At 60.4% G+C, this 24,968-nt stretch carries 19 protein-coding genes; 7 read left to right on the top strand and 12 right to left on the bottom strand.

The genetic code is table 11. The features are described 5' to 3' along the window. Positions 1–124: 124 nt before the first annotated feature. The 5 genes from AB4Y87_RS10200 to AB4Y87_RS10180 all read right to left on the bottom strand — a co-directional run bounded on the left by AB4Y87_RS10200 (position 125) and on the right by AB4Y87_RS10180 (position 8,208). Positions 125–2,944, bottom strand: a complete 2,820-nt coding sequence (locus AB4Y87_RS10200; protein ID WP_442004227.1) for an FAD-binding and (Fe-S)-binding domain-containing protein — start codon at positions 2,942–2,944, stop codon at positions 125–127. Further along, positions 2,931–4,175, bottom strand: a complete 1,245-nt coding sequence (locus AB4Y87_RS10195) for a flavin-dependent oxidoreductase (RefSeq protein ID WP_442004226.1) — start codon at positions 4,173–4,175, stop codon at positions 2,931–2,933. The genes AB4Y87_RS10200 and AB4Y87_RS10195 overlap by 14 nt, the downstream gene beginning before the upstream one ends. A gap of 114 nt (positions 4,176–4,289) precedes the next feature. After that, on the bottom strand, positions 4,290–5,378 hold the full coding sequence (locus tag AB4Y87_RS10190; RefSeq protein WP_442004225.1) for an LLM class flavin-dependent oxidoreductase: 1,089 nt from the start codon (positions 5,376–5,378) through the stop codon (positions 4,290–4,292). A 62-nt stretch (positions 5,379–5,440) separates the two neighbouring features. Then, positions 5,441–6,772, bottom strand: coding sequence for an MFS transporter (locus AB4Y87_RS10185; RefSeq protein WP_442004224.1), 1,332 nt, complete (start codon positions 6,770–6,772; stop codon positions 5,441–5,443). 542 nt (positions 6,773–7,314) lie between these two features. Continuing rightward, positions 7,315–8,208 (bottom strand): LysR family transcriptional regulator, encoded by an 894-nt coding sequence (locus AB4Y87_RS10180; RefSeq protein ID WP_442004223.1) that lies wholly within the window; start codon positions 8,206–8,208, stop codon positions 7,315–7,317. 132 nt (positions 8,209–8,340) lie between these two features. Between AB4Y87_RS10180 and AB4Y87_RS10175 the strand changes: the two genes are divergently transcribed. Both AB4Y87_RS10175 and AB4Y87_RS10170 read left to right on the top strand, forming a co-directional pair. Then, on the top strand, positions 8,341–9,666 hold the full coding sequence (locus AB4Y87_RS10175; RefSeq protein ID WP_442004222.1) for an MFS transporter: 1,326 nt from the start codon (positions 8,341–8,343) through the stop codon (positions 9,664–9,666). A 78-nt stretch (positions 9,667–9,744) separates the two neighbouring features. Further along, the gene (locus tag AB4Y87_RS10170) at positions 9,745–11,427 is read left to right on the top strand and encodes an amidohydrolase (protein ID WP_442004221.1); all 1,683 of its coding nucleotides are present in this window, start codon (positions 9,745–9,747) and stop codon (positions 11,425–11,427) included. Positions 11,428–11,481: 54 nt separating this feature from the next. Here the strand turns inward: AB4Y87_RS10170 and AB4Y87_RS10165 are convergent, their stop codons facing one another. The 4 genes from AB4Y87_RS10165 to AB4Y87_RS10150 all read right to left on the bottom strand — a co-directional run bounded on the left by AB4Y87_RS10165 (position 11,482) and on the right by AB4Y87_RS10150 (position 14,574). Next, positions 11,482–11,823, bottom strand: a complete 342-nt coding sequence (locus tag AB4Y87_RS10165) for a YegP family protein (RefSeq protein WP_442004220.1) — start codon at positions 11,821–11,823, stop codon at positions 11,482–11,484. Between the two features lie 272 nt (positions 11,824–12,095). After that, positions 12,096–13,037, bottom strand: coding sequence for a hypothetical protein (locus tag AB4Y87_RS10160; protein WP_442004219.1), 942 nt, complete (start codon positions 13,035–13,037; stop codon positions 12,096–12,098). A gap of 862 nt (positions 13,038–13,899) precedes the next feature. After that, on the bottom strand, positions 13,900–14,100 hold the full coding sequence (locus AB4Y87_RS10155; protein WP_442004218.1) for a hypothetical protein: 201 nt from the start codon (positions 14,098–14,100) through the stop codon (positions 13,900–13,902). A gap of 249 nt (positions 14,101–14,349) precedes the next feature. Continuing rightward, the gene (locus tag AB4Y87_RS10150) at positions 14,350–14,574 is read right to left on the bottom strand and encodes a hypothetical protein (protein WP_442004217.1); all 225 of its coding nucleotides are present in this window, start codon (positions 14,572–14,574) and stop codon (positions 14,350–14,352) included. Positions 14,575–14,660: 86 nt separating this feature from the next. Here AB4Y87_RS10150 and AB4Y87_RS10145 point away from each other — a divergent pair, with 86 nt between their 5' ends. Next, a complete protein-coding gene (locus tag AB4Y87_RS10145; protein WP_442004216.1) occupies positions 14,661–15,149 on the top strand; it encodes a MarR family winged helix-turn-helix transcriptional regulator in 489 nt (162 codons plus the stop codon). A 161-nt stretch (positions 15,150–15,310) separates the two neighbouring features. Here the strand turns inward: AB4Y87_RS10145 and map are convergent, their stop codons facing one another. Further along, positions 15,311–16,081, bottom strand: a complete 771-nt coding sequence (map, locus tag AB4Y87_RS10140; RefSeq protein WP_442004215.1) for a type I methionyl aminopeptidase — start codon at positions 16,079–16,081, stop codon at positions 15,311–15,313. A 65-nt stretch (positions 16,082–16,146) separates the two neighbouring features. On the opposite strand from map, the gene AB4Y87_RS10135 reads away from it, so the two are divergent. The 4 genes from AB4Y87_RS10135 (at position 16,147) to AB4Y87_RS10120 (ending at position 18,426) form a co-directional block, all read left to right on the top strand. Continuing rightward, entirely contained in the window at positions 16,147–16,413 is a 267-nt protein-coding gene (locus AB4Y87_RS10135; protein ID WP_223947860.1) for a helix-turn-helix domain-containing protein, read from the top strand. A 22-nt stretch (positions 16,414–16,435) separates the two neighbouring features. Further along, positions 16,436–17,071, top strand: a complete 636-nt coding sequence (locus tag AB4Y87_RS10130) for an SSI family serine proteinase inhibitor (protein ID WP_442004214.1) — start codon at positions 16,436–16,438, stop codon at positions 17,069–17,071. A gap of 34 nt (positions 17,072–17,105) precedes the next feature. Further along, a complete protein-coding gene (locus AB4Y87_RS10125; RefSeq protein WP_442004345.1) occupies positions 17,106–17,972 on the top strand; it encodes a 3-methyladenine DNA glycosylase in 867 nt (288 codons plus the stop codon). A 64-nt stretch (positions 17,973–18,036) separates the two neighbouring features. Then, positions 18,037–18,426: a serine protease inhibitor gene (locus AB4Y87_RS10120; RefSeq protein WP_442004213.1), complete on the top strand. Its 390-nt coding sequence runs from the start codon at positions 18,037–18,039 to the stop codon at positions 18,424–18,426. 62 nt (positions 18,427–18,488) lie between these two features. Here AB4Y87_RS10120 and AB4Y87_RS10115 read toward each other — a convergent pair whose 3' ends face one another. Continuing rightward, the gene (locus AB4Y87_RS10115; protein ID WP_442004212.1) at positions 18,489–21,656 is read right to left on the bottom strand and encodes a S8 family serine peptidase; all 3,168 of its coding nucleotides are present in this window, start codon (positions 21,654–21,656) and stop codon (positions 18,489–18,491) included. A gap of 259 nt (positions 21,657–21,915) precedes the next feature. Further along, complete coding sequence (locus AB4Y87_RS10110; RefSeq protein WP_442004211.1) at positions 21,916–24,942, bottom strand: exo-alpha-sialidase; 3,027 nt, start codon at positions 24,940–24,942, stop codon at positions 21,916–21,918. Positions 24,943–24,968 lie beyond the last annotated feature (26 nt).

Here is a 24,968-nt window from a genome sequence, read left to right as displayed (position 1 = left end):
CCCCACCACTGAGAAACGCTCGGCTGGTTACCCAGCCGAGCGTTTCTGACTACTGAACAAACCGCCTTATGCCTCGATCTGCGACGAAGACCTCTGGAAGGTGAAATTTGGCGGCGGCTGCTCGTCAAGGCGCGGTGGCCTCATTGACGAGTTCGAGTATGTGCCGATAGGACTCTCCAGTCGCCCGCGTCATGCCGAGTTCGCACGTCCGATTGAGCGATGCATGCGCGGCAGTAGGATGTGCCGCCACCTCCTGGGCCTCGAGGGCTGTCGCCGATGAGGTGAGTTCCGGATGCAGCATCCCTCTGTCGCCTGCGAACGCACAGCACCCCCAGTTGTCAGGAACGACCACCATCTGGGCGATCGCCGCTGCCGTGCGAACGAGCGCCGGGTCCAAGCCCAACCTGTGGGATGAGCACGTCGGGTGAAGGGTGATGTCGGAAAGCTTGCGGTTCACCTTGAGCCGCGGAAGTACGTGCTCTTCGACGAACGCAACGCTATCGAGCACACGGATGTCCAGCTCGTCGGTCGCCTCGAGGAGAATTTTCAATCCCTCCGTGCAAGAGGATGCATCGCAAACGACGGGCAGCTGACCGTTGTTTGTTGCCCTGCCAAGTTCTGAAACAACCTGCTTCTTCATGGAGTTGTATCCAGTTGTCATACCCTTCGACTTCCAGGGTGTGCCACAACATAGCGAGGGCAGACGATCAGGCGTGATCAGCGGGACCTCGGCTCGTTTGCATAGTTGCACAAAGGACTCCGCGACGCCGATCCCCTTTTCGGGCCCGAACATGGTCGCGGTGCAACTCGAGAAGTAGACAGCTGCCGGTGATGTCGAAGACAATGCCGGTCGCCGCCCGCCACCGGCGGGCAGGCCCTCGTCGTAAAGGGGCATGTCGTCATGTTTTGCGAGAAGACGTCCCACGCGGGTGGCCGCTGCTGGGATCTTGGAAGGAACCTTACTCGCTACGCTAAGCGCGGTCCCCGCGATCCGTGTTATTCCATCCCAGTGACCGGACGCCTGTTCCCAGATGGCGGACTGCACCGGATTTGCCTGCTCGGCACGGAGCCTTCTCACCAGATCGCCGGTATTGATAAGTAGCGGGCAAGCTACTTCACACATACCGTCGGCTGCACATGTTTCGACGCCCTCATAGCGAAAGTCACGTTCAAGCTCTTGCACCAGGGACGCGTTGTCCGCCAGCTGTGCGCGGCGGATTTCGCGACGCAACATGATGCGCTGACGAGGAGTGCGCGTCAGATCCTTGCTCGGACAAACCGGTTCGCAGTAGCCGCACGAGACGCACTTGTCGACCTCAGCTTCAACCGCGGGTGCGCTCTTCACGTTACGGACGTGCGATTCCGGGTCCTCGGACAGGAGCACCCCCGGGTTGAGGATGCCCTTTGGGTCCACGAGCCGCTTTATTTCGACCATGATTTCGTACAGCGCATCACCGAACTGCCGACGGACATATGGTGCCATCATGCGACCAGTTCCGTGTTCGGCCTTCAGAGTGCCACCTTGGGCCAGAATGAGAGCTACAAGATCCTCGGTGAAGGCCCTGTACCTCTTCACACACTCCGGATCATCGAAGTGCTCATTGAGCATGAAATGGATGTTGCCATCCTTCGCGTGCCCGAAGATCACGCTCTGCTCATATCCATAACACTCGAAGAGGCGTATGAGTTCAGTACACGTTTCATAGAGCCGGCCGACCGGAACGGCAACGTCTTCAAGAAGTGCGGTCGTCCCGGAGGGCCTGTTCCCTGCGACGAGGGTGTACAGACCCTTACGCAGACGCCACAGGCGTGCGCGGGCAACCGGCTCTGTCGACAGCGAGGGTGGGTGGACCAGAGCAAGAGAGCCCAGCAGTGTCGAGACCTCGCTCATGCGCTTCTCTAGTTGCTCTGCTGTCTCCTCTTGGAGCTCCACCAAGAAGGCGGCGTGGTCAGCGACGTCCAACTCGACGAGGACGTCGGGAGCTTGAGGATCGCCTTTGCCGACACGAAGACTCGTGGCATCCATGAGTTCGATGGCAGCAAATCCAGCCTGTACAAGAGAAGGCAATGCGAGGGTGGCCTCGGAGAGGTTCTTGAACAGCAAGAGAGAGGTTGCCACGTGCGATTTCACTGGGACGGTCGTAAAGGTGGACTCCGCGACGAAGGCCAGTGTTCCTTCGCTGCCCACTAAAAGGTGTTCGAGGATATCGATCGGTTTGGTGTGGTCCAAGAACGAGTTGAGACCGTATCCCATGGTGTTCTTTATTGAGTAGAGCGCCCGGACCTGCTCAATCATTGACGGGTCGGAGCGGATCCGGTCGCGGATCCGCCCCAGGCCGGCATGAACGTCCCATGCTTCTGTGCGGAGTGTGTCATCAGCGTCTGGTTGTGCAGTGTCGATCACCAGTCCGCTCGGCAGGACCATGACTAGTGAATCAAGGGTCCGGTACGTGTTCTCTGATATCCCGCAGAGCATGCCACTGGAATTGTTGGCCACAACGCCACCGATGGTACATGCGATTTCGCTGGCGGGGTCTGGTCCGAGCTTTCGACCATGCCTCATGAGACGTTGATTGACTTGACGGACGGTCATTCCTGCACCGGCTGTCACCCTTGCCCCGTCGTCGAGGACCGAGACCTGTCTGAATTTTTGCCGTGTGTCGAGCAGCAGGGAGTCCGTTCCCGCCTGGCCACTGAGGCTAGTGCCGCCCGAACGGAAGGTGATTTGCGCCACGTGCGCGGTTGCCTGGGCAAACACCTTGGCAACCTGTTCGACATTCGCGGGCGTGACAACCACGGCCGGCGTCAGGAGGTAGTGCGATGCATCATGCGCCATCGCCAGTCGATCTGATGCTCTCGTGGAGGCCTCGATCTGGTCCTGTTGGAACGCACGCATGATCTCTGTCAGGCGGTGTGTCTCCCGCGCTTTCTTATTTCCCTGCAATGGTTTCCTTGTCGTATCCCGCGACGCGCTGGTAGCCGAGGCTGATCTCCTGAATCTCCTCGAGCGAGATCACTTCATCGAGAGATTCGAACCTCTCACCGTTTGTCCGCTGCTCCACCACCTCAATGATGCTGTCAGGAGGCGTCGAACGGTTGGTCAACACGATGTTGTTAACGATCGGCAAACGCTCCTTCTCGTAAGCAAGCAACGCCGCATTCGGATCGTTCTCGGCTAAGAGTGCTTTCGCCAGCGCCTCAGCATCGAGGATGGCTTGGGCCCCGCCGTTTCCCCCACGCGGATACATTGGATGGGCCGCGTCGCCCAGGAGCGTCACGCGTCCAAACGTCCACTGGTCGACGGGATCCCGGTCGACCATTGGATACGACAACACGCCTTCGCTACTGCTGAGCAATTCCTTGCAGTCTAGCCAGTCGAATCGCCAATCTTCGAAGTAAGGCATGAAGTCTTCCAAGTTTCCCGGCGCGCTCCAATCAACGGGTGCCTGATGATCGGTGACCACCTCCGCGATCCAGTTGACGAGCTGATTACCTTCGGAGTCAATGTTGTTGCGGATTGGGTACACTGCGAGTTTTCCGGTGCGATGGAGCGCACCGATGCGGGTCGCACTTGCACCGCTCAGGAACGGCCGCATCTTTGTGACACCGCGCCACAAGTTGATGCCATGGAAAACAGGTGCGCCTTCGTTCGGATAGTACGACTTTCGAACCACAGAGTGGACTCCGTCTGCCCCAACCTGGAAGTCTCCCCGTACAGGTTCAATCGCAGCACCCTCAAAACCAGCGAACACAGCGGTCACTCCTGCGTCGTCCTGAGAGAACTCGACGAGCCGATGACCGGTGTGTACCCGGTCGGCGCCTAGCCTCTCGATAACGGCCTGGAGGAGAACCGAGTGGAGATCGCCGCGGTGAATCGAAAAGTGCGGGTATTCGTGCCCTGCATATCGTCCAGTCGGTTCTCGATAAATGATCTGCCCGTTATGCGTTGCAAATACGAACTCTTCCGCCTCGACAGCCACTTCCTTCAGATTATTCTGCAGACCGAGCTCCGTTAGGACGCGGACGCAATGGGGCATCAAGTTGATACCGAGCCCGAGGGGTTTGAATTCCGATGCGGCTTCGTAGACATGAATCTCCATGTCGTCGAAGCGGGCTTTGAGGGACAGTGCCAGGCTCAGACCGCCGATGCCGCCGCCGATTACCAACGCTTTCAAGTTTGACTCCTCTGTCTGGTGTTCCCAGGTCCAAGCCTCGAAACTTTTTTGTTCGTGATGGGGAGTCCGGGTCCAACCCTTCGACTCCCCCGGCCTCATTTCGCAGACCTTGTCTTAGTCGTCGATGGAGAATGGCAGCCGCAAGCCTCGACGCTCCATGCGCGGGAGTACCTCGTCCCTGAGGTGCGGGAACTCGTCGATGTAGTTGACCAATCCGACTGCGACGCCTTGGAGTCCACTCTCGCTAAGTCGGGCGTACATGTCGACGACGTCGTCGTAGCTGCCAACGACTGGCCATGTCCCAGAGCCAGCGATGTTGCGCCGCTTCATCTCGTGCTGCTGCAGTTGTTCCGCTGTAGAAGACTGAGCGGTCAAGCGGCCGGCGGCCATGTTGTCGGCGGCTTCCCAATCACCCATCTCGTCGACGATGTAGCGGTAATAATCCTCAGCCTCCAAACGGGTCGGGCGACAGACGAGATGGCTACTGGCGAAGACGCCGAATTTGCGTCCGGGGTTTTTGCCCTTCACTTCAGCTACCTGCGTGGCCAGACTTTCGAGATCATTGATGACCATAAACAAGGCGTCGGCGTTGCGGGCCGCGAAGGCGCTGCCCTTGGCAGAAGAACCTGCACTCATGATGACCGGCTCCTCGACGGGCGCTGGATGTCCTTCCACGCCCACGAGATCGAAGAAGTCGCCGTGGTGGTCAAAGAGCTCCGGCTCATGCCAGACCTTCTTGACGACATCGATCCACTCCTGTGCGTAGGCGTACCGATCATCATGTTCTTTAAGAGACACCCCGAACATGGAAAACTCTGATGCGTTCCAGCCAGCAACGATGTTGAGCCCAAACCGCCCGTGTCCGACATGGTCGGCCGTCGTCATCTGCTTGGCCGCGAAAACCGGGTGAATCAGAGCGCAGTGCGTCGTGCTGAAGACGCGGATGTGCTTTGTCTGACCGAGAATGCCGGTTGCCCAAGTGATGGGCTCGAAATTGCTGCGTTGGCTGTTGGTTTCTCCCCCGTAGCCTTTCCATCTTCCGACGGGAAGCAAGAACTCCAGCCCCGCTTCATCGGCGAGCTGTGCCGCGTGAACGTTGTTGTCCCAAGTGTTCTGCCATCTCTCCGGCGCCTTGGTCATGGTCATGCCGTTGGAGCAGTTTAGGGCGAACAGCCCCAGTTGAAATGTGTTCTTACTCAGCATTTGTGTGTCTCTCTACAATTGTTTTTTACCGTCGCTACTTCGTCATGCTGACGCACGGCTCATCAGAGGTCGCGCTTATGCAGGTCCCGTGGAACGAAGAGGGCGGCAATGAAAGTGATTACCGCAGCACCCATGACCCAGAAGGCAACCGAGATCGGTTGTCCCGTCGCACTGATCAGCCACGTACAGATGTAGGGCGCCAAACCGCCGAAGATCGTGACGCCTAGGGCCAGAGTGATGGTGACCATGAAACCGCGGCGACGCCCGCTGAACATCTCCACAATGGTCGCAACCGCCGGGCCTCCGATGGCGGCTGAAAAGAAAGCGAGCACGAACTCGAGCAGGAGCACAGAYCAGAATTCCTTGGTCGTTATGATCAGCGAGAAGAGCGGAATTGTCAGTACGAGATAGCCGATCGCGGTAAAGAGGAAAAGAGGCCTGCGTCCGATCCGGTCGGAAATCATGGCAGCGACCGGGATCAGTCCGGCCGTCATTGCTGCACCAAGCACGGTGGCCCACAAAGCGCCCGAGGCATCTACTTTGACCACAGAGTAGGCAAACGTGGGCATATACGTAATCGTGACGAAGGTCGTGTTTGTCCACAGTGCGATAAGGCCGACTGAAATAAAAAACGCGGTTCCATTGCCCATTCGCTTATCAGTCAGGGTTCCCTCGGTGCCAGTATCCTGCGCCGTCAGTTCGTGCGCCGCCTTCAGCTCACGAAACACCGGTGTCTCTTCGATATTCCGCCGAGAGATCAGGACTATCACCGCCAGCACAGCGCCGAAGAAAAAGGGAATCCGCCATCCCCAGGCAGACATCGCGCCCGCTCCGAGAGCCGAAGTCAGAACTGCGGTAAGCAACGCCCCTAGCAAAACGCCTGTGGTCGCCGCGGAGTTAAGGAAACTCCCGTAGAAGGCCCTTTGGCTCTTGCCTGCCCACTCGACGAGGAAAACGCCGGATGCGCCCTGTTCTCCACCGGCAGAGAGACCCTGGCAAAGCCGCCCGAGGATGACAACTGCCGTCCCGAAGCTGCCCGCGACCGCGTATCCCGGTGCAATTGCGATAAGGAGCACACCGGCGGACATCAGCAGCATCGAAAGGAGCATCACGGGTTTGCGCCCCTTCCGGTCGGCGAGCCTGCCCAAGAGCAGCGCACCGAGCGGTCGCGAGAGAAACCCGATGAAAAAGACAGCAAAAGTCGAAAGTAGCCCAACCAGTGGGTCTGTTGACGGGAAAAATGTGGCAGCGATGTGCGGTGCGAGAAATCCGTACACCACGAAGTCGTACCACTCGAAAACGTTGCCAACTGACCCAAGTGCGAGAGCTCGTCGACGAGAAGGTATTGAGGCCCGAGTGTCTGAGGTGACTATTTGGTCTGGAATTTGGGTCACTGAGTGCTCCTTCGAACTCATTAGTGAATGTGGGATTCCCGGATGATATGGGGCTCTTCTCCAAGAGGAGAAGGGATCCAGATGCGTCGCCTCCGCTTTGAGAGGCACGTTGTGCGCTTTGGCCGAATGAGGCGTCCAGCTAGGCAATCGTGCCTGATCCACAGGCGGCCCGGACAAAACTTCTTCACAGAAGAAACCCAGCCAGCTCGTAGATTCGCGTCACCTCATAGGACTCATGGTCCCGGTATCCTTTGCATGGATCAACGAGTTTTCCAAACCCTTCATGTATGACCGCAGAGAACGTGTTCTCCACTCGAGGACCCCGCCACACTCCCCTGGGCCTGTCCTCCTGTTCTCCTCCCGCGTCCCGCTGTCCTTCCGAATCAGTCTCGTGGAAAAGATTGGCCCCAGGCCGTTCCTCGCCCGGCGTTGCCGACGCCTGGGATAGCGTTACCTCGCCGGCTCGCATGGAAGCGGCGTCTTCCCGGCGCCGCCCAGAAGCCGTGTCTGAATATTTCGCGGGAATTCTCCTACTTGTCCGTTTAGGTGTACAGCGTCCCGCCGCGGCTCTTTTGCCAGTGCTGCCGCGTCCACGCTGACATATGGCTGGCAAGACCGGAAAGTTCTTCTGCGGCGTAGTGGTCTGGCTCCCAACCTGCGTAGAGGCTGATCTGGAGGGCTTTTCCGTTGTGAAGCAAGGGGACACCGTGGAGGCCGAACCGCGGATGTTCGATGACCAGGGCGCTACCTTGTCCAGCGGCCGCCAAAGCTTGCGCCACAGTCCCGTTGGTTGTAATTCGCAGGCCTTCAAGGGTCAATTCTGCTTCTAGTGCGGCTCGTTTTACGATCCGTTCGACTGCACTGCCGTAACCCGGGACCAAGACTGCTTCCTGACCCATCGCGGCCAACTCGATACCATTTTTCGCTTTGCTCCGAAGCCATTTCGGGTCTGGACTCTGGATCAGGATTCCGAAGGAGAGTAGTTCCTGCGCGGCAAGTCCCGGTGGCGGTGGCGAGGTGTTGACTGCGAGATCCGCTCCCTCTGCCAGCTGATCGTAGACTGCGGCCGGTCGCACCGGCACGATTTCAGAAATGGGCGCTCCTGAAGCCATGTAGGGGGCGATGAAGTAATTGCCGGTTGTTTCCGGGCAGGCGACGGTGAAGGTCTGGCGTCCCGCCCGCATAGCTGCCATGGCATGGCCGGCCCGTTCAACGCGGATTTGAATGTCCTTGGCCATGGTCCGGAGCCGCTCGCCAGCAGGCGTCAACTGCATCCCGCTGACCGTTCGCCGGAAAAGCTTGAGGCCAACCTCACGCTCAAGTGCGGCGATTTGCCGTGAGACTGCAGGTTGGCTAACGAAGCAGGACTGCGCCGCGGAGCTAACTGAGCCAGTCTCTGCGACGGCAAGAAAATAGGCCAAAGATCTCGAATCCATTATGACTTCAGCTTATACCTGACTGCAAAAAAAGCATTAGACAGTAATACTCCCGCACTTAATACTAAGTGTTACTAGTCGCAGTGAAGCTTCGTTCCACCCCCAGCTCAATCACATTTCGGAGATCCACCCGTGTCCCAAACCTCACTTGCCGCCCAAACGGCACGACAACGCCGCGCCACGATTGGCGCGTTCGTCGGAACCGCTATCGAGTGGTACGACTTCTACATCTTCGGCACCGCCGCAGCGTTGGTCTTCAGCCAGGTCTTCTATCCAGGAGCTGACCCTGCGTCCGCACTCATGTCGTCATTCGCCACGTTCTGGGTCGGCTTCCTTGCACGGCCAATCGGCGGGATGATCTTCGGCCACTTCGGGGACAAACTGGGCCGGAAAAACGTCCTGGTCATCACCTTGCTCATGATGGGAATGGCCACTTCCCTCATTGGCGTTCTGCCTGGCTACGCCACCATCGGAGTGTGGGCGCCAGTGATACTGATCGCTCTCCGCGCCCTCCAAGGCATAGCGGTCGGTGGTGAATGGGGAGGCGCGGTACTGATGGCTACGGAGAATGCCACCGACAAGAAGAAGGGCTTGGCAGGTGCCTGGGTCCAGCAAGGCTCACCCGCGGGAGCCATTCTTGCCACTGTCATGTTCACGATTGTCGGTGCGTTGCCAAACCACGAGTTTCTTGCGTGGGGGTGGCGCATTCCCTTCCTCATGTCAACGGCTCTCGTCATCGTAGGCCTGGTCATCCGCAACAAAGTCGAGGAATCACAGGACTTTGTCGAGAACCGCAACCGCCATGCCCTGGTAAAGACTCCGCTTGTTGAGGTGTTCCGCGTTGCCCCTGGTGTTGTCTTCCTTGGCGTAGCGGCATCCATCATGGGAATCTCGCTGGCCTACTTCACCAACACCTTCGTCCTCGCGTGGACGACTGGCCCGCTGAAAATTGACCGCCAAACCATGTTGAACGTCCTGTTGGGCTTGGCCATCCTCCAATTCATCTGGCAGCCGATCGCTGCCCTCATCGCCGAGAAAGTCGGCACATTGAAAGTCATGCTTTGGGGCCTCACCTTGTGCGTGGTCATGGTAGTTCCAATCTTCCTGGCCATCAGTTCGGCAAACCCGACGTACATCGCCGGCACCCTCGCTGTCGCCATCATCGGCGGCACGGCCTACTACGCACTGTTGGCCCACTTCCTCGCCAACGCTTTTCCCTCCAACATCCGATACACGGGCGTCTCGCTGGCGTACCAACTCTGCGCAACCCTTATCGGCGGCTCTACACCCCTGATCGCCCAATGGATCCTTACTTCCTCAGGAGGTTCGCCTTGGGGCGTCGCAGCGTTCTTTACTGCAATGCTGTTCGCCACCATCGCAGGTACCTGGGCACTCAACCGGCTTGCCACGTCTCGTGCCGATGCCGCCGCGCAGCCAACCCACGCCGCGACCGTCTAGACCCACCCACGAAACCACATTGACCCCTTATCTGGCATGTTCCAACGGTCCATCTCGGTCACTCAAAGGAGACTTCCAATGCGCATCGACGCTATCTTCATCAACGGGCGCATTCGAACCATGGACCCGGCGCGGCCTCACGCCAACCGCATCGGGGTCATGCACGGCCGCATAGTCGGCCTCGACGCAGATCTCGATGGCGTCAGCGCCCGCAACGTCGTCGACCTCAAGGGCGCACCCGTCCTGCCAGGCTTTCACGACGCACATAACCACATCTCCATCACAGGAGCACGCCTTGCCTCACTGGATCTGCGACCAAATGTCATCCCCAACATCGAAGCCCTCTACGAAGCCGTAGCACGCCGAGCCAGAGAGCTGCCCGCGGACGCGTGGGTCCGTGGCTCTGGCTACGATCAGAACTTCCTTGGCGGACACCCCACCGCGGAACGCCTCGATGCCGCAGCAGGTGGCCGGCCCGTCCTACTAGAGCACGTCAGCGCACACATGATCACCGTCAGCACCCGTGCTTTCGAACTCGCGGGGTACGCCGGACGCAACGGAGTCCCAGATGTTGACGGAGGACACGTGGCACGAATGCCCGACGGTCGCGCAGAAGGCCTCCTACAGGAAAAAGCCATGACCCTCATCTACGAACTGGTCAGGCCCTTGAAGCTCGACGAAGTCCAGCGCAATCTCTCCCTCGCCGGCGAACAAGCCCTTCGGTACGGCTTGACCTCCGTGACAGAACCAGGTATTGGTGACTACAAAATGGTCGGCAATTCGCCTGTGGACTTTCATTCATACCAACAGGCAGTGGAAAACGGCGTGCTCTCCACCCGCGTGACACTAATGCCGTTCTGCACAACCTTGCATGAACTGGAAGGCTTTAAGGACCGGGGCTGGTTCGGACTCGACCTAGGAATCCGCACAGGGCTGGGGGACGACCGATTGCGAGTCGGGCCAGTAAAGGTGGTTGCTGATGGATCCTTCATCGGTCGCTCCGCAGCAATGCATCGCTGCTATCACGGCGAGCCGGACAACCATGGCGTACTAATGGTCAATCCAGACGAACTAAGCAGGATAATCGTCGGCGCCCACGAAGCCGGATGGACCGTCGCCACGCACGCCATCGGCGACGCGGCCATCGACCACGCGATGGACGCTTTCCACGAAGCCCAACAGCGCCTACATCGACCGGACGTGCGGCACAGAATCGAGCACTTCGCCCTCGCCACAAATGATCAGGTTTCCCGAGCGGCTGCCCTAGGACTAACCGCAGTTCCACAAGGTGTATTCATCTCAGATTTTGGCGATGGGATGATGGCAGCAGTCGAACCAGAACTGGCCCCGCTGATTTACCGCATGAAGTCACTCCTGAACGCCGGCATGGTCCTGCCTGGTTCCTCGGACTCGCCCGTCTCCGATGCCAACCCGCTGGTCTCCATCCACGACATAGTCAACCGACGCACCAGCTCCGGCGCGATCCTCGGCCCAAATGAACGACTCACCATCAAGGAAGCCGTACGTGCATACACGTACGGCTCCGCCTACGCGGTTGGGCAGGAACTGGACAAGGGCACTCTCCGGCCAGGGCAACTGGCAGACTTTGTAGCCCTCTCCGATGACCTGTTCACAGTCCACGAAGAAACCATCAGAAACGTCACTGTAGGAACGACCGTCATCGGCGGAAACGTGGTATTCGATGACGGACTGATCGGCGAAGAGATGCCTGACGGGAATCAAGTTGCTTTGATCAAATGAACTGCAGGTCGGGCGTTAACATCCAGCTACACCACGTACAAGCCCTCCCTTTGCTTACGAGAGGTTGTGGATTGCCCCGGCCCAGCGGGGGCCGGACACGGCGCGGCGGACAGCCCTCGCGCGAGTGTGGAAGTCGATCTTGGGAACCCTCTGGGCATCGGCGGGTTGACCTGCAGAATCATCGCAGGCTGCTGGCGCTGCGGCATTTGTGGATGTTGTGCACTGGTCGGCAATCAGTCCCATGCCGGCGTACTCGCGCACAGCCGCGATGCCGGCAACAGCATCCATCTTGGTATCGAAGGGCTTGGAAACTGCCATAATGGTGCCGTCGGGCGCTGTCAGTCGGAACCTAAACGCTGATTCCGGGTCGACAAATAATTCGAACATTCCTGCCATAACGATCCTTTCGGTCTGCGGGATCTTGAGGCCGCATCTTTGCCGCCAGCCAGGCACCAGGCATCATTGCCTCCGTCTTGCCTGGAATCCCGCCATCCAAATTTCCATCGAATTCAGCATGCGATACCCGAGTGTTTCGCAGCGACGCCTGCCAGCGCAATGCTTAGCCTGCATCCAGTCGAAGTGATCCCCAGCTCTCAAGTTCAACTCGGAGGCAATAGCGGTTGCGGAACCGCCCTGGCTGACGAGTCTGGCGGACCAATCCAGTGCACTTATTTTCCAGCACCCGACAACCGCGCAACTACGCCTGCGGCTGTATCCATAGCCGTAGCCGACGGGGTTAAGGACGGCTCGCCCTTCAGTGTGGGATGGTCTCCAAAGACCCGCGCTGCAAATGTCTCCCGGAGCCTATCCTTGACCTCGAGGTTTTCGATGGCTGCCAGGTAAGCATCAAATGTCCGCAACTGTATTGCGAGGGATCCTGCCCAGTTGGCCAAAGTCCTGTGCTGATTTGCTTGACGGGCAAAATATCCCGCCAGCGCAAAAACGGCTGCCAAGAAAATGGCTCGCTGGATGAGGTGAACGTAGTCGCCAGCAGGTACGTCTAGCCAATTGAGACCGGTTGAAGGGGCAACGACGAAGCCAAGGGTTGTCCCCGTAGCAAGAAGAACCATCAACACTGTCAGTTTGCGGAAATTGTTCGCGGATGCGGCTTCTTTTTCCGCAAACTCGATGTAATACGAAGCGAGCTCAAGATCTCCGATCTTGCCAAGCGTCTTCTCCGCTATCTCCTCGCTTTTCGATATGTTGGCCACACCGACAGCGGCTTCGTCGACGAGAGCGTCAACCTCGCGCTGCGAAGTCCTTGCTAGGTCGCGTGCGATCTCGTCGGCGATGCCCGTGACCGCCGCAGCCCCCGCCCTATCCGCAGTTTCCGATGAGGCAGCGTCCTTGACTTCCTCCATCAACTTTTTGAGTCCACTTCGAAGAGTTCGCACATGCTGGTAATCGAGACGGCCTTTGTCTGAGGACGCGTCCACTACTGCCTTTAGACCCGCCCGCGTTTCGATTGCACCCAGACCATCAAGCCAGTCGATGAAAGGCGCCGGGAACGGTTGCGGTCGCCGACGAAGCTCGGCTATTTCACGGTCATAAGCAGTGACGACAGGATGGGTCAGGAAGCGTTCCAGAAGCTTCCACCCATCCTGAGTCAACTCAGCAAAAATTGTGGATCTCAACAGATCCGGGAAATTGGGTTGTTCAACTACGGGACGTGCTTGGAGCAGAAGACCATGCAATTTATCGTACGAATCGGTTTGCAACCCTTCTTCAGTCATCTTGTCTCTCCTGCGATTCTTCGCCGCATTCGCGACTCGTCAGTATAGTGCGTGAGCGCGACCTGCATCACATTCGAATGCGCTCCAATTGAGCAGCCCTGTTGGCTAGGATGCCGTCGGCTCCTTCAAACGCGTAAACCTACACGCTTGGGTTGACCGAACATATGGGTTCTTATCGGCGTTATCAGGGCATCGGGGGGGTGGATACTCCACTTCAGCGAACCCAGGGAGGGACAGCGGCCTCGGTAAGGGGCCGGAACCAGTCCTGGAATTTCATGGGTGCGCCAAGCCGAGCCGCAGGTTCAGTTCTACATCGTCTTCGAGGCCGTCCCTACTTCGCGCAGCAGGCCGCTGCGCGAAGTCCATGTTTGATTTCCAAAGATGTGTTCCGGTAGGCACTCGAAGTCGGAGCCACAACCCGTAACTCGCCCGTGCGAGGTCAATTCGAAGCTCGGCTGGTGACAAGTCGACAGGAACATTCGCGGCGACACTACGGTGACCTCATTCCAACCATGATGCGACGAAAGTACGACGACACCGACTGTAATGCGTCCCTCAGTGTCATCCGCCGACCTTGGAAGACAAGACCTCTCGTCTGTCGGGTGCCAAAGAGTCCGCCTCTGGGAGGTGCCGGACTAGGATGTACACCTCAGCGAAGTGGAGTTCATCGTCCGCCGAATCAATGTCGTGTGCATGACGGACCATCGTGATGATGGGGTGTTCACTCGCCAGGACGGGCCTACCCGGTTCCCACTCTGGGAAGGCTCCGCTCGGCGTCGGCGATGACCATGGTTCCCCGAAACTGCCGCCGGATGCGGCGAGCTCGATCAGTAACGTATTGACGGTCCATGCGCCTGGGTCCGGCACCGTGGACCCGCGTCTTCAGGGACTCCAGCAACCGGTCGTAGCCTGCAGGGAGGTCAATTTCTGAAGAAGTCATCGTTCCACCCTTTCGATCGGCAAATGTGCCACAGCCTGTGGCATATTTGGAAGCTTCATCTCAGTTGCTTCGCTGCAGCCTGATCACGGGTCGGGTTCATGGTTGGATGCCACTGACGTCCGGGAACCAGCCGTCGGGTGCTTTCTTGGGTTCTAGGTGCTCGGGGCCGCGGTGTTTTGCATGCGCATTTGCAGAAGGGGCCGCGGGGGTAGGCACCGGAGTAGAAAGCGATACGGATGCAGCGCGCCTCTAGCGCAGCGACTTATCGTCCGGATTACGGGGAACCACGTACGTGCTGCCATCGGGGCGACGAAGGGTTTCCCATTGCTGGGTCTCCGCTTCGCGTTGGGCCAGGAGCCTGCGGTTGTCCGCGGTCATCTCGTGATCGATCGAGCTGCTGTGTGCGGGCCCAAAGATGACCCTCAGCTTTCCCGTAGCGCGCATGAACTTCTGCGTAAAGGATTCCTTTGCCATGCGGATCGACTCCTCTTTTAGACGGTTCAACAAGTTCATAGTACGCTAACAATTAGTGCACTAACTAATCGGGTGGGAAGGCAACCATGACCCAGACCAGCGAGACAACCCAAACCAGTGAAGCAAGCCGGACCAGCGAAACTGACGACCTCCTTTTGGAGCGCCAGCTGTGCTTCGCGCTAACCGTTGCATCCAGGAGCGTCGTGGGCATCTACAAGCCCATTCTCGAACAACTCGGGCTGACCCATCCGCAGTACCTTGTGATGCTTGCACTCTGGGAGCGGAGCCCCAGGACGCTTAAGGACATTAGCGACAGCCTCCTCCATGAGCCCGCCACCTTATCCCCGCTCCTGCGCCGGCTTGAGGAAGCGCAGCTCATCACCCGCGAGCGCGTGCCGGGCAACGAGCGCGCGCTTGCCGTCAAGCTGACGGAAAAGGGAGCCGCGCTTCGGGATCAGGCGACGGCGGTTCCTGGTGCGATCCGGGAGCGCCTGCAGCTCAGTCGCCAGGAAGTGGCCGAACTCCACCAAGCTATGACCGGCCTCATCGCGGCAACCCAGCGGACGCCAAACTAGCGGACGGCCACCCAGCGAACGGCAACCCAGCGGACGCCAAACTAGCGGACGGCCACCCAGCGAACGGCAACCCAGCGGACGCCAAACTAGCGGACGGCCACCCAGCGAACGGCAACCCAGCGCAACGTGCCACTGAGCACCAGCTATAAGCGCACGAGCACTCAACGCGCCAAGGTGAGAATCTCAGCCCCGTCGTCGGTGATGGCGATCGTGTGCTCACTGTGTGCGGTACGGCAACCCGTCGCGCTTCTCAGCGTCCACCCGTCAGCATCGGTGACCAGCTCGGCGGTGTCCGCCATAACCCAAGGCTCCAGCGCCAGCAGTAGTCCCGGCCGCAATTTGTATCCACGGCCCGGCCGTCCTGTATTGGCGATGTGCGGGTCCTGGTGCATCGTCGATCCGATGCCATGACCGCCGAACTGAGTGTTGATCGGATATCCCGCTTCGCTGAGGACCGAGCCGATGGCGTGGGAGATATCGCCGATGCGGGCGTCGGGTCCGGCCACGGCTATCCCTGCGCTCAAGGCCCGCTCCGTTGCGTCGATCATTGCCAGGCTCTCCGCAGGCTTTGAATCGCCCACTATGAAGCTGATGGCAGAGTCTGCCGCGACCCCGTTTTTGGAAACGGCGATGTCGAGGGACACCAGGTCGCCGTCAGCAAGCGCGTAGTCGTGAGGCAGTCCGTGGAGTACGGCGTCGTTGACGGACGTGCAGATGTAGTGCCCAAAAGGACCGCGCCCAAAGGAGGGCGAATAGTCGACGTAGCAGGATTGGGCCCCGGCATCGGTGATCATGGCTTGAGCCCACTGATCGATCTCCAGGAGGTTCACGCCCACGGCGCTGCGGCCTTTCATTGCCTGAAGGATGTCGGCAACCAGGGCACCGGCCTCCTTTGCCCGATGCAGTTCGGTGCGATTCAGAGTCTCGATCATGCGGCGCCTTTCCGTTTAACCAATAACTATCCCGGCCATATTATCCCGGTATTAGAATTGGAGCCATGGTCAGATTGCCACTTACAGCTGAAGAGGTCGAGCGCGGACAACGTCTCGGCGCCATGTTGCGTCGCGCCCGGGGAGGGCGCTCCATGCTGGAGATTGCGCTCGAGGCCCAGGTTTCACCGGAGACACTCCGGAAGATTGAGTCCGGACGTGTGGCAACCCCGGCATTCCAGACCATCGCAGCGATAGCCGATGTCCTCGGGCTGTCCCTCGATGAGGTGTGGGCAGGGATCAGCCAGCCCGAAAGCATTGCCGCACCGGCATAAAATGGCAGCCCAAGGAGATTCCATGCGCTCGCGCCTCGTCCGGCCCCTCATAGGAGTCCGGCCCCACATGGGAGTCCGGCCCCTCATAGCCGTCCTGGCCCTCGCTGGCCTGGCCGGCTGCTCGGGCACCCCCGCACCGGGTGGGTCGAGCAGCGCTGCCTCCGCGCCGTCGTCGTCCGTCAGTCCCAGCGACAGCACCGTGCCAACAAGCCCCACGCCCTCCAAGCCAACACCCACCCAGGTGCCCACAACCCTCGGCCCCGAAGACACGACACCGGACCCCAGCCTCCCGGGAGCGAAGCCCACGCCGGGACAGGGAAACGCCGAACTGTCCATCACGGTGCTGGAGTCCGCCAACGCAGCACCGCAGAACTACACGCTCGTTTGCGTAGACGGTGCCCCGGCAGCCGAAAGCAAACACCCCACCGCGAGCGCGGCCTGCACGGCACTGAAGAACAATCCTTCGCTGCTGAGCCAGGCGCCCATCAAGAGCGACCAAGCCTGCACGCAACAATTTGGCGGTCCGCAAACAGCCAAGGTGACCGGCGCTGTTGACGGCGTGGAAGTTTCCGCTTCCTTCAGCCGCACCGACGGTTGCCAAATCGCTTTGTGGGACGCGGCCAGCGCCATCATCGGTTCCAGTGGTGGAGCAGCTTAGGCCCCAGCACCTCCCCCAAGAGCACTGGCTCGGGATGGAGGCCGCCCATCATGCACGCGTCGCCCGGTACGCGGATCCGTATTTGGCCCGCCGCTCGGCAGGAAAGAAACATCCCGTGGAGGACTTCCTCTTCACGTACTACACCCAGAAACCTGGCCAATTGCTGCGCTGGCATCCGGGCGACAGCGTGGTGCTAAGTGGCGAGCGTGCCCTTGAGCGCGCCAACTGGAAGTTCTACCGCATGCTCGACGACGGCGACCTTGCCGCCGTCGGACTGCCGGCAGGTACGCCCGCGGTCAGCTTTGATCGCGACAGTTTCATGGCCCAACGCGCCGAAGCCGTCAGTTTCGCCGGCATTATCCTCAAAGGCACCGCGATGCGCCCGGGTCAGTTCGGCTGCTTCGGCCTCCATGAGTGGGCCATGGTGTACCGGCAGGAGAAATTCGAGTTGCGGCACGAGTACTTGAAACTGCGGCTCGGCGGGGACGGCACTGACACCGTGGTGGAGCAGAACCGTATCCGCTGCTCCCACTTCGATGCCTTCCGCTTCTACACGCCGGACGCCATCCCGCTGAACGAGCTCACGCCCACCCGTGAGAACCAGCGCACCATGGAACAACCGGGTTGCCTGCACGCCAACATGGACCTCTACAAGTGGGCCTACAAACTGACTCCGGCGCTGCCCAGCGAGTTGGTGATGGACTGCTTCGAACTGTCATGGCGGATCCGGACCATGGACATGCAGGCCTCCCCTTACAACCTCGAAGAATGGGGCTACCCGCCCATCAGGATCGAGACACCGCAGGGCAAGGCCGAGTACGTTGAGTACCAGCGGGCTTTTGCGGCCGAATCCCAGACGCTGCGGGCCCGCGTGCTTCAGGCAATCGAACCGCTCCTTTAGAGCATTCGAATCGTCCTTCGGGACTCCTGCCGCAAGCACCCGCCGCCACCAGCGAAAGGTAACCATGGTCTCTCCCGACAACAGCGAGTACGACGTCGACCTCACCGTCACGCTGACAGAGGCACCTGGCGCCGCGCCCACTGAGTTCTACCTGCGGTCGGCGAAAGGCATCCTGTCTCCGGAGCCGGACTCGATCGACTCGAACCTTCCGGACGCGACCGCAGCCCTTGCCGCCGTCGAGCAGTTTGGCGAGGAAGTCTTCTTCCCGGTTCCGCGTCCGGACCGGATCTGCACGCAACAGTACGGGGGCCCGCAAGTGGCCCTGGTGACAGGTTGGTTCCGTGGGCGGAAAGTCCACAGCAAGCTCAGCCGGACCGATGGCTGCGAGATCGCACGCTGGCGCGCCATGGCACCACTCCTGGGCGGCGCGGAAGGATCCACCGGCGCCATCTGAGTTTCTGTGGACAGCTGACGCCCTTAAGAGAGCGTCAGCTGTCCACACATTCCACGAACGAGCTAGCTCGCGTTATTGCTTTGCGTTGGCTCGTCTCCGCGGATCTTGTTGCTCTTCTTGCCCTTCTTTGGGTTTTCCTCATCCGGAACAACCGCGGCACCGCCAGGAGTCACCACCACCGTGACGAAGCTGGGTTCGCTGGTGCCCGCGAACGTCAGTCGCCCGATGTAGGAACCGGGCGTCAGTTTGGTCCAGTTCAGCGAGATGGTCCCCGCCTTACCATTGGCGAGGCGGATCGGGTTGGGCGTCACCGTGGCGTTGCCCTCGTTGGCCCCCAGGACCGCGGCATCAACTGTTGCCTTGGTGGGCTGGTTGTTGGGGCTCGCGTAAAGGTTGGCGAAGATGTAGTAGTCGCCCGCGTCGGGATTGGGCACGGTGACGGATTCGCTGGCCGAGCCCGTCGCGGACGGGAGCTGCTGACCCGTCGGGGTCAGAACGAGCATGTCGAAGTCCGCGGCTTCGTCCGAGGATACGACCGAGAACTTGGCCAAGGCGCTGTTCTCCCCCACCGTCACCTTCTTGACGAAGTTCGAGGCGTTGGTCTCACCGGCGARGGGACCCGGGACCAGTTCAACTGCCGAGGAATCCGCCTTGGACAGGCCATCAATCGTGACTCCCACCGGCGCGTTGGTGCCGGAGACGATGTTGATGGCTGCTGAGCCGTTGGGGCCCGTACCCGTGAATGCCATGGCCTTATCCGCGATGACAGACTGCGGACGGACGGCAATGGGCGAGGTGACGGTCTTGTTTGCGCCCTGCCAGCTAAGTGAACCCATGGCGAACTTACCCAAGGCTGCTTTGTTGTTCTCGAACTGCACCTTGAAGGTCTTCTTTTCACCCGCAGCGCCAAAGTTCAGCACGGACGGGGTGACCTTGACGTTGACGCCGGGAACGTTGACGGAGGCGCGGTACAGGCCCGGGGTCAGCGCCGTAACAGTGCGCGTGACCTCGATCTTTCCAGCCAGGTTGCCCAGCGCAAACGAGGGGACGTTCATGTCCCGCGGCTGCGTTGTGCCCAGTCCCTCAATGCCGAGGTCCATCCCCGTACCCTGAATGAATTTGAGGTAGTCCTCCGTGGTGGCGTCGTAGACCAAGCCGGGGCTGAGGACCTTGGCGGGATCAACCTGGCCTGCGCCCGTGGCGAAGACATCCTTGTTGACCGCCCCGTTGGCCAGTTTCACCGGACCGGCAGTGGTCATCATGGCCGACTTCACGGTTGCCGGGGACCACTGCGGATTCCTGGCCAGGATCAAGGCGCCGAAACCGGCCACGTGCGGGGAAGCCATAGACGTTCCGGACAGGAAGCCGAAGTTGTCTCCACCTGTTCCGATGGGCGAAACGCCTGCGAGGATAGCGACGCCGGGTGCTGATACGTCAGGCTTCAGGAGGTCTGAATCCGTTGCCAGCAACGGCCCGCGGGACGAGAATCCGGCGATCTGCGGCTGCGCCTCGGCAGGCAGGCCGGTGGTGTCGTGGTTCAGCAGGGACACAATGATGGTGGGGTTGGCCGTCACCTTGTCCTTGATGGCCTGCGTGGCAGGAGGGTTCACGTGGACAGTGGGAACAGCGTGCTTGTCCGTGTCCAGCGACGATTCCGTCAGGTTCACCAGGATCATTCCGACGCCACCGCCTCGAAGAACCTCCGCACTCTTGGCGGTGCGGTCAACCACGCCACGGTCACAGACAACAACCTTGCCGGCGACCTTTCCCGGGTCCAGGGAACCTGGAGCGCAGAGCGCTGCGTTTCCTTCACCGCTTGCAGCGTTGGTGGAAAGCACGACGCCGGCCCCGCTCACCTCGTGGTTCATGATGCTCGCTCCGCGGAACTTGCTGCCATCGGAGAATTCAACGGTGCCTTGCAGTTCCTGCGAGAAAGAGGTGGCAGCGACTGTGGTTAGCCAAGGTGCTCCGTGGTTCACAGTTCCGGGAGTGAAACCCGAGTTGCCAGCCGAGACAGCCACGAAGATCCCGGCCGAAGCAGCGGAAAGGAAAGCCAGCGACACGGGATCGGTGGTGGACGTGGTGGAACCGGAGATGGAGTAGTTCAGCACATCCACGCCGTCGAGGATGGCCTGTTCAATGGCGTCCACGGAAGCCGAGCCGTAGCAGCCGCCCGTTGTGGGATCTGTGTCTTCCCAGCAGACCTTGTAGATGGAGAGCTTGGCGGCAGGAGCGATGCCGCTGGTGATGCCGAAGCTGCGGCCGTCCACTACGGCGTCGACGTTGCCGTTGCCTGCCGCTGTGCTTGCGGTGTGGGTGCCGTGGCTGTCCACGTCCACGGGCGAGATGACTTCCCCGGGGGCACGGTTTTCCGGGGGGACACTTCCCAGGAATCCATCCGCGAAGTAGTGCGTGCTGAGGACCTTGGAGTTGCACGCGCTGCCGTCGTAGCTGGCGCCGGTGTCCGTACCGGGCTGGCATTCGCCGATGAAGGTATCGCCGTCTGCCTTCAGCATGGCGATCTTGCCATCAGCGGTCCGGTAAGGGACGCCCACCTGGGGATTCCCGACCAGGGGGCCGACGGGATCGCCTGCGAAAAAGGGATTGGAGGGTGTGTATCCGGTGTCGATGACGCCAACCACGGTGCCCTTGCCAGCGTTCTCCTGGCCTCCATATTGCGTGGCCCAGGTGCCATTGGGGCCGCTAAGTTTCAGGAAATCAGTGGTGGAGTAGTCAGGTGCGTACTGTGTATCCGGTGCGACCATCAGGACCTTGGAGTCCTTAGCCAGGTTGATGGCCTGCTCTGCCGTCAGGTTGGCGCTGAAGCCGTTAACGGCAGTGGTGAAGTCACGTTCAATGGTGACGTTTTCCTGCTCCGCGACTTCCTGCTGCGCCTGTTGGAGGTGTTCCTGGTATTTCTTCACCTCCACGCTGCCGGAATCGAGCTTCTTGCCCTCTTCCGGCTTGGTGGGCGCAAGACCCGGCGTACCGCCGTCGTATGTAGCCGCAGGCTTTTCTGCCAGGACAACCATGTAGCGGCCGTCCTTGTAGGCGCTGGGGTCAAGGTTCTTCTTGGCCACGCCCGCCAGATTTCCGGCCACGGTCTCCGGCGAGGGAGCTGCCTGGGCCGGCAACGCCACGGAAGAGAGCAGCAACGGCAAGCCCACGGCGAGAGCCGCTGCCTTTCGAAGCCCCCCGCTTCTGACGAAGCTCTTTCCTTGTGATTTCACGAGTGATAGCACCTTTCACTGAGTGAGGCCCGGGCTCCATCGCCAAGGCCTGTCAACATGCGAATGGCCGCGTTCGTGACAGTTCTTGTCAAAAATGCGCAACCAGTCGAGTCACAGAGTACAGACTGATAGCAAAATATGACATACAGCACATTTCGGGGAATTTGTCTTGTCTCCGCACCAAATTCCCGTCACATGACGACGAACAGCGGACCGCAGGAAACATTCTGCGGTCCGCTGTTTTACCCGAGCGCTCTCGTCAGCCCTTCGGCGTCACCTGCAGGCGATCGAACGAGACCTGCGCACCGTCCGCATCCAGGACCACAGCATCGTCACGGCCATTCTTCACGTCCGAGGGAAGAATGAATTCCACCGTGTTATCCGTGGTGGGGAAGATCCACCCGAGCCGGTAACTGTCCTTGTTCAGATACAGGTAGTACCACTGCCCGTATTCCAAGCCCTTCAAGGTCACTTTCTGGCCATTGCGATACTTCTCCCACGTGCCCAGATCAAACGGCGGCGTTTGGCCATCGAAGTCCTGGACAGTCAGCGCGGGCTGGGTCTCCGGCTTGGCGGGCTGGACTTTGAGCGCCAATGCGCCGCCTTCGGCGGTGACGGCCACTTCTCTGGTGCCGTTGTGCGCCGTCGCCTCGAAAGTTACGGCGGCAAGGCTTCCGGCCGCGACGTCGGCAGCGGTCAACACACGTTTGCGGGTTGCCGTCGCCGTTTCTCCGGCGGGCAGGGAGGCCTGGGAGATCCCAGCTTGTTCAGTTTCAAGCCCGGTCAAAGACACGTTTCCGGCATTGCCCACCGTGTAGGTATAGATGACGGGATCGCCTGCACTGGCGAACCGGTCGCCGTCGGCGTCTTTCCACTCCGCCGAAACAGTGGCTTCAAGTTTCGCTTCGCGGATCTTGAGGTCCACTTCTCCACCATCCACTTGATAGCTCTTGGCGCTCTGGCCCGCAGCGCTGACTTCCCATGTGGTCTTGGGGACGAAGAAGCCCTGGTCGGCTTCCTCGGCAGTCACGGCGTGCCGCGGCGTAGTGCACTGGTAACTCTGGCCGGCTGGCAGCGACAGGTACCTGCAGTTGCCCGGACCTTCCGGAAGGAAGGGGCTGAAGTTTCCGGTGGTCGGGACTACCTTCTCCACCAACTGGCTCGTGTTCTTCACGGTGAACGTGTACGGGACCAGGTCACCTGCCGCATAAGGCTGGGCCGCGAGGTCACGCCCGACGTCGGCACGCGCCCCGCTGATCTCGGCTGCCACCAAACCATCGCGCAAGGCGACTGCAGCGCCGGTGAACGGGACCGTCTTGGTGAGCGACGGCGTCGAACTGGCCGTGATGGTGAAGCTCGCCTCCGGCAGGAAGTAGCCGCGGTCCAAGTCAGCGGATGTCACAACATGCTTGGCGGTGGTGCAGTTGTAGCTGGCGCCAGCGGCCAGGTTGTTGAACCGGCAGTTGGGGGCCGACGGCGGCAGGAAACCGGAGTCGAAGGTGCCGGAAACAGGTACAGCGTTGGCAGTGACGTTCGACGTGCTCTTCACGCTGAATGAATAGTTCAAGACGTCGCCCACCTGATAGGGACTGGCGCTCACATCACGCACCGGTGCCGTACCCGTGATGGTGAGCCCCACCTGCGGTGCCGCCGGGACTGTTGCCGTGAAAGTGAATTGCGAAACCCTGCCATCCGCCGTCGTAAATGCTGCGTTCAGATTCTGCGGGCCACTGGCGGTCGGTGGCGCGGTCAGCGCTACGGTGACAGTAGCGGAGGCGCCGGGGGCGACGTCCGGCACTGGCACCGTTGTGGCGGACCAGCCGCTCGGGGTGTACACCGTCGCGTTGGCTCCAGTGAGTGTGGCGGCCTCCTGGTTGGTGATGGTGACGGCAACCGGCTGGGTGGCGCCGGGTGCGGTAGTGACAGAGGGGACGGAGAGCGGGGCGCAGACGTAGTTCAGCCAGGCGTCATCGAACTTCGCGAACGGCATGTTATCCGTGTAGTTGCCCTCGTAGAGAACGCCGAACTTGCCATCCCCCAAGCGGGTCACAGTGGAGTAGGCGGAGAAGCCGGACCGAATGGTGCGAATGCCGGGCCACGTGGCGCCGTCGTCGCAGGAAACCCGGGCGGAGACGTTTTCGCGGCCGGTCTTGGAATTGGCGTTGGTGAAGATGAGCTTTTTGGCATCGGCCGAACCCTGGGCTGCGTCGGGGAACATCCGTGCGATGGCGCCGTTGTTTGCTGGATCCGGCAACTCTGTATCTTGGGCCACCGGACCGTAACTGGCGCCACCATCGGTGGAGATGGCTACTTTGCGGTACCCCTGGTTGGCGTTGTCACGGGAGTTGAGCAGGACCTTACCGTCGGAGAGTTCGACGGTTTTGTTCTCGTCCATCCTGTCGCCCACGTTGGCGCCCTTTTGCCACGTGGCGCCGTGGTCATCCGAGTAGACGCTGTACGACTGGATCTTGTTGGTGCCATCAGTCTGGCGGACGTCACCTGCGTACTGCTGGATGAGCCTGCCCTTGTGCGGACCGTACTTGAGCTGGATGCCTTCACCGGAAGAGGCGAAGTTCGAGCGGACATCGCCGGCCACGGGGTTGGTCTTACTGGTGCCGGGCTTGGTGACGTTCGTGATGAGGCGGGGCTGGCTCCAGGTAACGCCCGCATCCGAGGACTCGATGACCGCTGACGAAATCACTGTCCTATCGGCGTCGTCGCTGCCGAACTGGCTGCCGCCGAAGCCTTGATCCTTCGAGTAGACGAAGAAGGCGAAGACCTTGCCAGCTTCGGCGTCATAAATGTATGAGGGGTCGCTGTAGCCGTACTTCGGGCCGTTTGTATCGGCCACGTGCCCTGCGGCGATGACTTGGACCGGTCCCCACGTCTGGCCGCCGTCCGTGCTGCGGCGCTGGACGATCGAGTTCGGATTGGGAGCGTCTGCGGCTGAGCCCGGACGCCCATCCCAGGCAGCGAGCACCACGTTATTGCCCAGGTACGTCAGTGCCGGGATCCGATAGAAGAAGTTTGCGACCGTCCGGTCAGCGGCGATGTTTGCTTCGGTGAAACTGCCAGGGGCGGCCGTGGGGTCGTTGGGCGGGATGGGGGCTGCTGTGGCAGGGAGGCCGAGTCCGGCCATGAGGCACAGGCTCAGAGCGCCTGTAACTACGGTGCGAATGAGCGATGGGGTGGCGCTTGAGGGTCTCAAATCGGGCGTCCTTTCATTGCTGCGGAAGGGAACGTTTGACGCTTGTGCTACGTTCGACGTCGAACGTCCTACAACCATAGAGTGCTCGCCCTCACATTGCTAGG

Source organism: Paenarthrobacter sp. RAF54_2 (assembly GCF_052113945.1).
Classification (GTDB): Bacteria; Actinomycetota; Actinomycetes; order Actinomycetales; family Micrococcaceae; genus Arthrobacter.
Note: the sequence above shows the minus strand (reverse complement) of the source record. Positions and strands in the feature narration are given on the sequence as shown.

Excerpts from the sequence above, each read along its gene's own strand:
- AB4Y87_RS10145 (WP_442004216.1), top strand. The coding sequence starts at position 14,661 with ATGACCCAGACCAGCGAGACAACCCAAACCAGTGAAGCAAGCCGGACC.
- AB4Y87_RS10110 (WP_442004211.1), bottom strand. The coding sequence starts at position 24,942 with ATGGTTGTAGGACGTTCGACGTCGAACGTAGCACAAGCGTCAAACGTT.
- AB4Y87_RS10155 (WP_442004218.1), bottom strand. The coding sequence starts at position 14,100 with ATGACTTCTTCAGAAATTGACCTCCCTGCAGGCTACGACCGGTTGCTG.
- AB4Y87_RS10165 (WP_442004220.1), bottom strand. The coding sequence starts at position 11,823 with ATGGCAGGAATGTTCGAATTATTTGTCGACCCGGAATCAGCGTTTAGG.
- AB4Y87_RS10125 (WP_442004345.1), top strand. The coding sequence starts at position 17,106 with ATGGAGGCCGCCCATCATGCACGCGTCGCCCGGTACGCGGATCCGTAT.
- AB4Y87_RS10120 (WP_442004213.1), top strand. The coding sequence starts at position 18,037 with ATGGTCTCTCCCGACAACAGCGAGTACGACGTCGACCTCACCGTCACG.
- AB4Y87_RS10150 (WP_442004217.1), bottom strand. The coding sequence starts at position 14,574 with ATGGCAAAGGAATCCTTTACGCAGAAGTTCATGCGCGCTACGGGAAAG.
- AB4Y87_RS10170 (WP_442004221.1), top strand. The coding sequence starts at position 9,745 with ATGCGCATCGACGCTATCTTCATCAACGGGCGCATTCGAACCATGGAC.
- AB4Y87_RS10180 (WP_442004223.1), bottom strand. The coding sequence starts at position 8,208 with ATGGATTCGAGATCTTTGGCCTATTTTCTTGCCGTCGCAGAGACTGGC.
- AB4Y87_RS10130 (WP_442004214.1), top strand. The coding sequence starts at position 16,436 with ATGCGCTCGCGCCTCGTCCGGCCCCTCATAGGAGTCCGGCCCCACATG.
- AB4Y87_RS10190 (WP_442004225.1), bottom strand. The coding sequence starts at position 5,378 with ATGCTGAGTAAGAACACATTTCAACTGGGGCTGTTCGCCCTAAACTGC.
- AB4Y87_RS10135 (WP_223947860.1), top strand. The coding sequence starts at position 16,147 with ATGGTCAGATTGCCACTTACAGCTGAAGAGGTCGAGCGCGGACAACGT.
- map (WP_442004215.1), bottom strand. The coding sequence starts at position 16,081 with ATGATCGAGACTCTGAATCGCACCGAACTGCATCGGGCAAAGGAGGCC.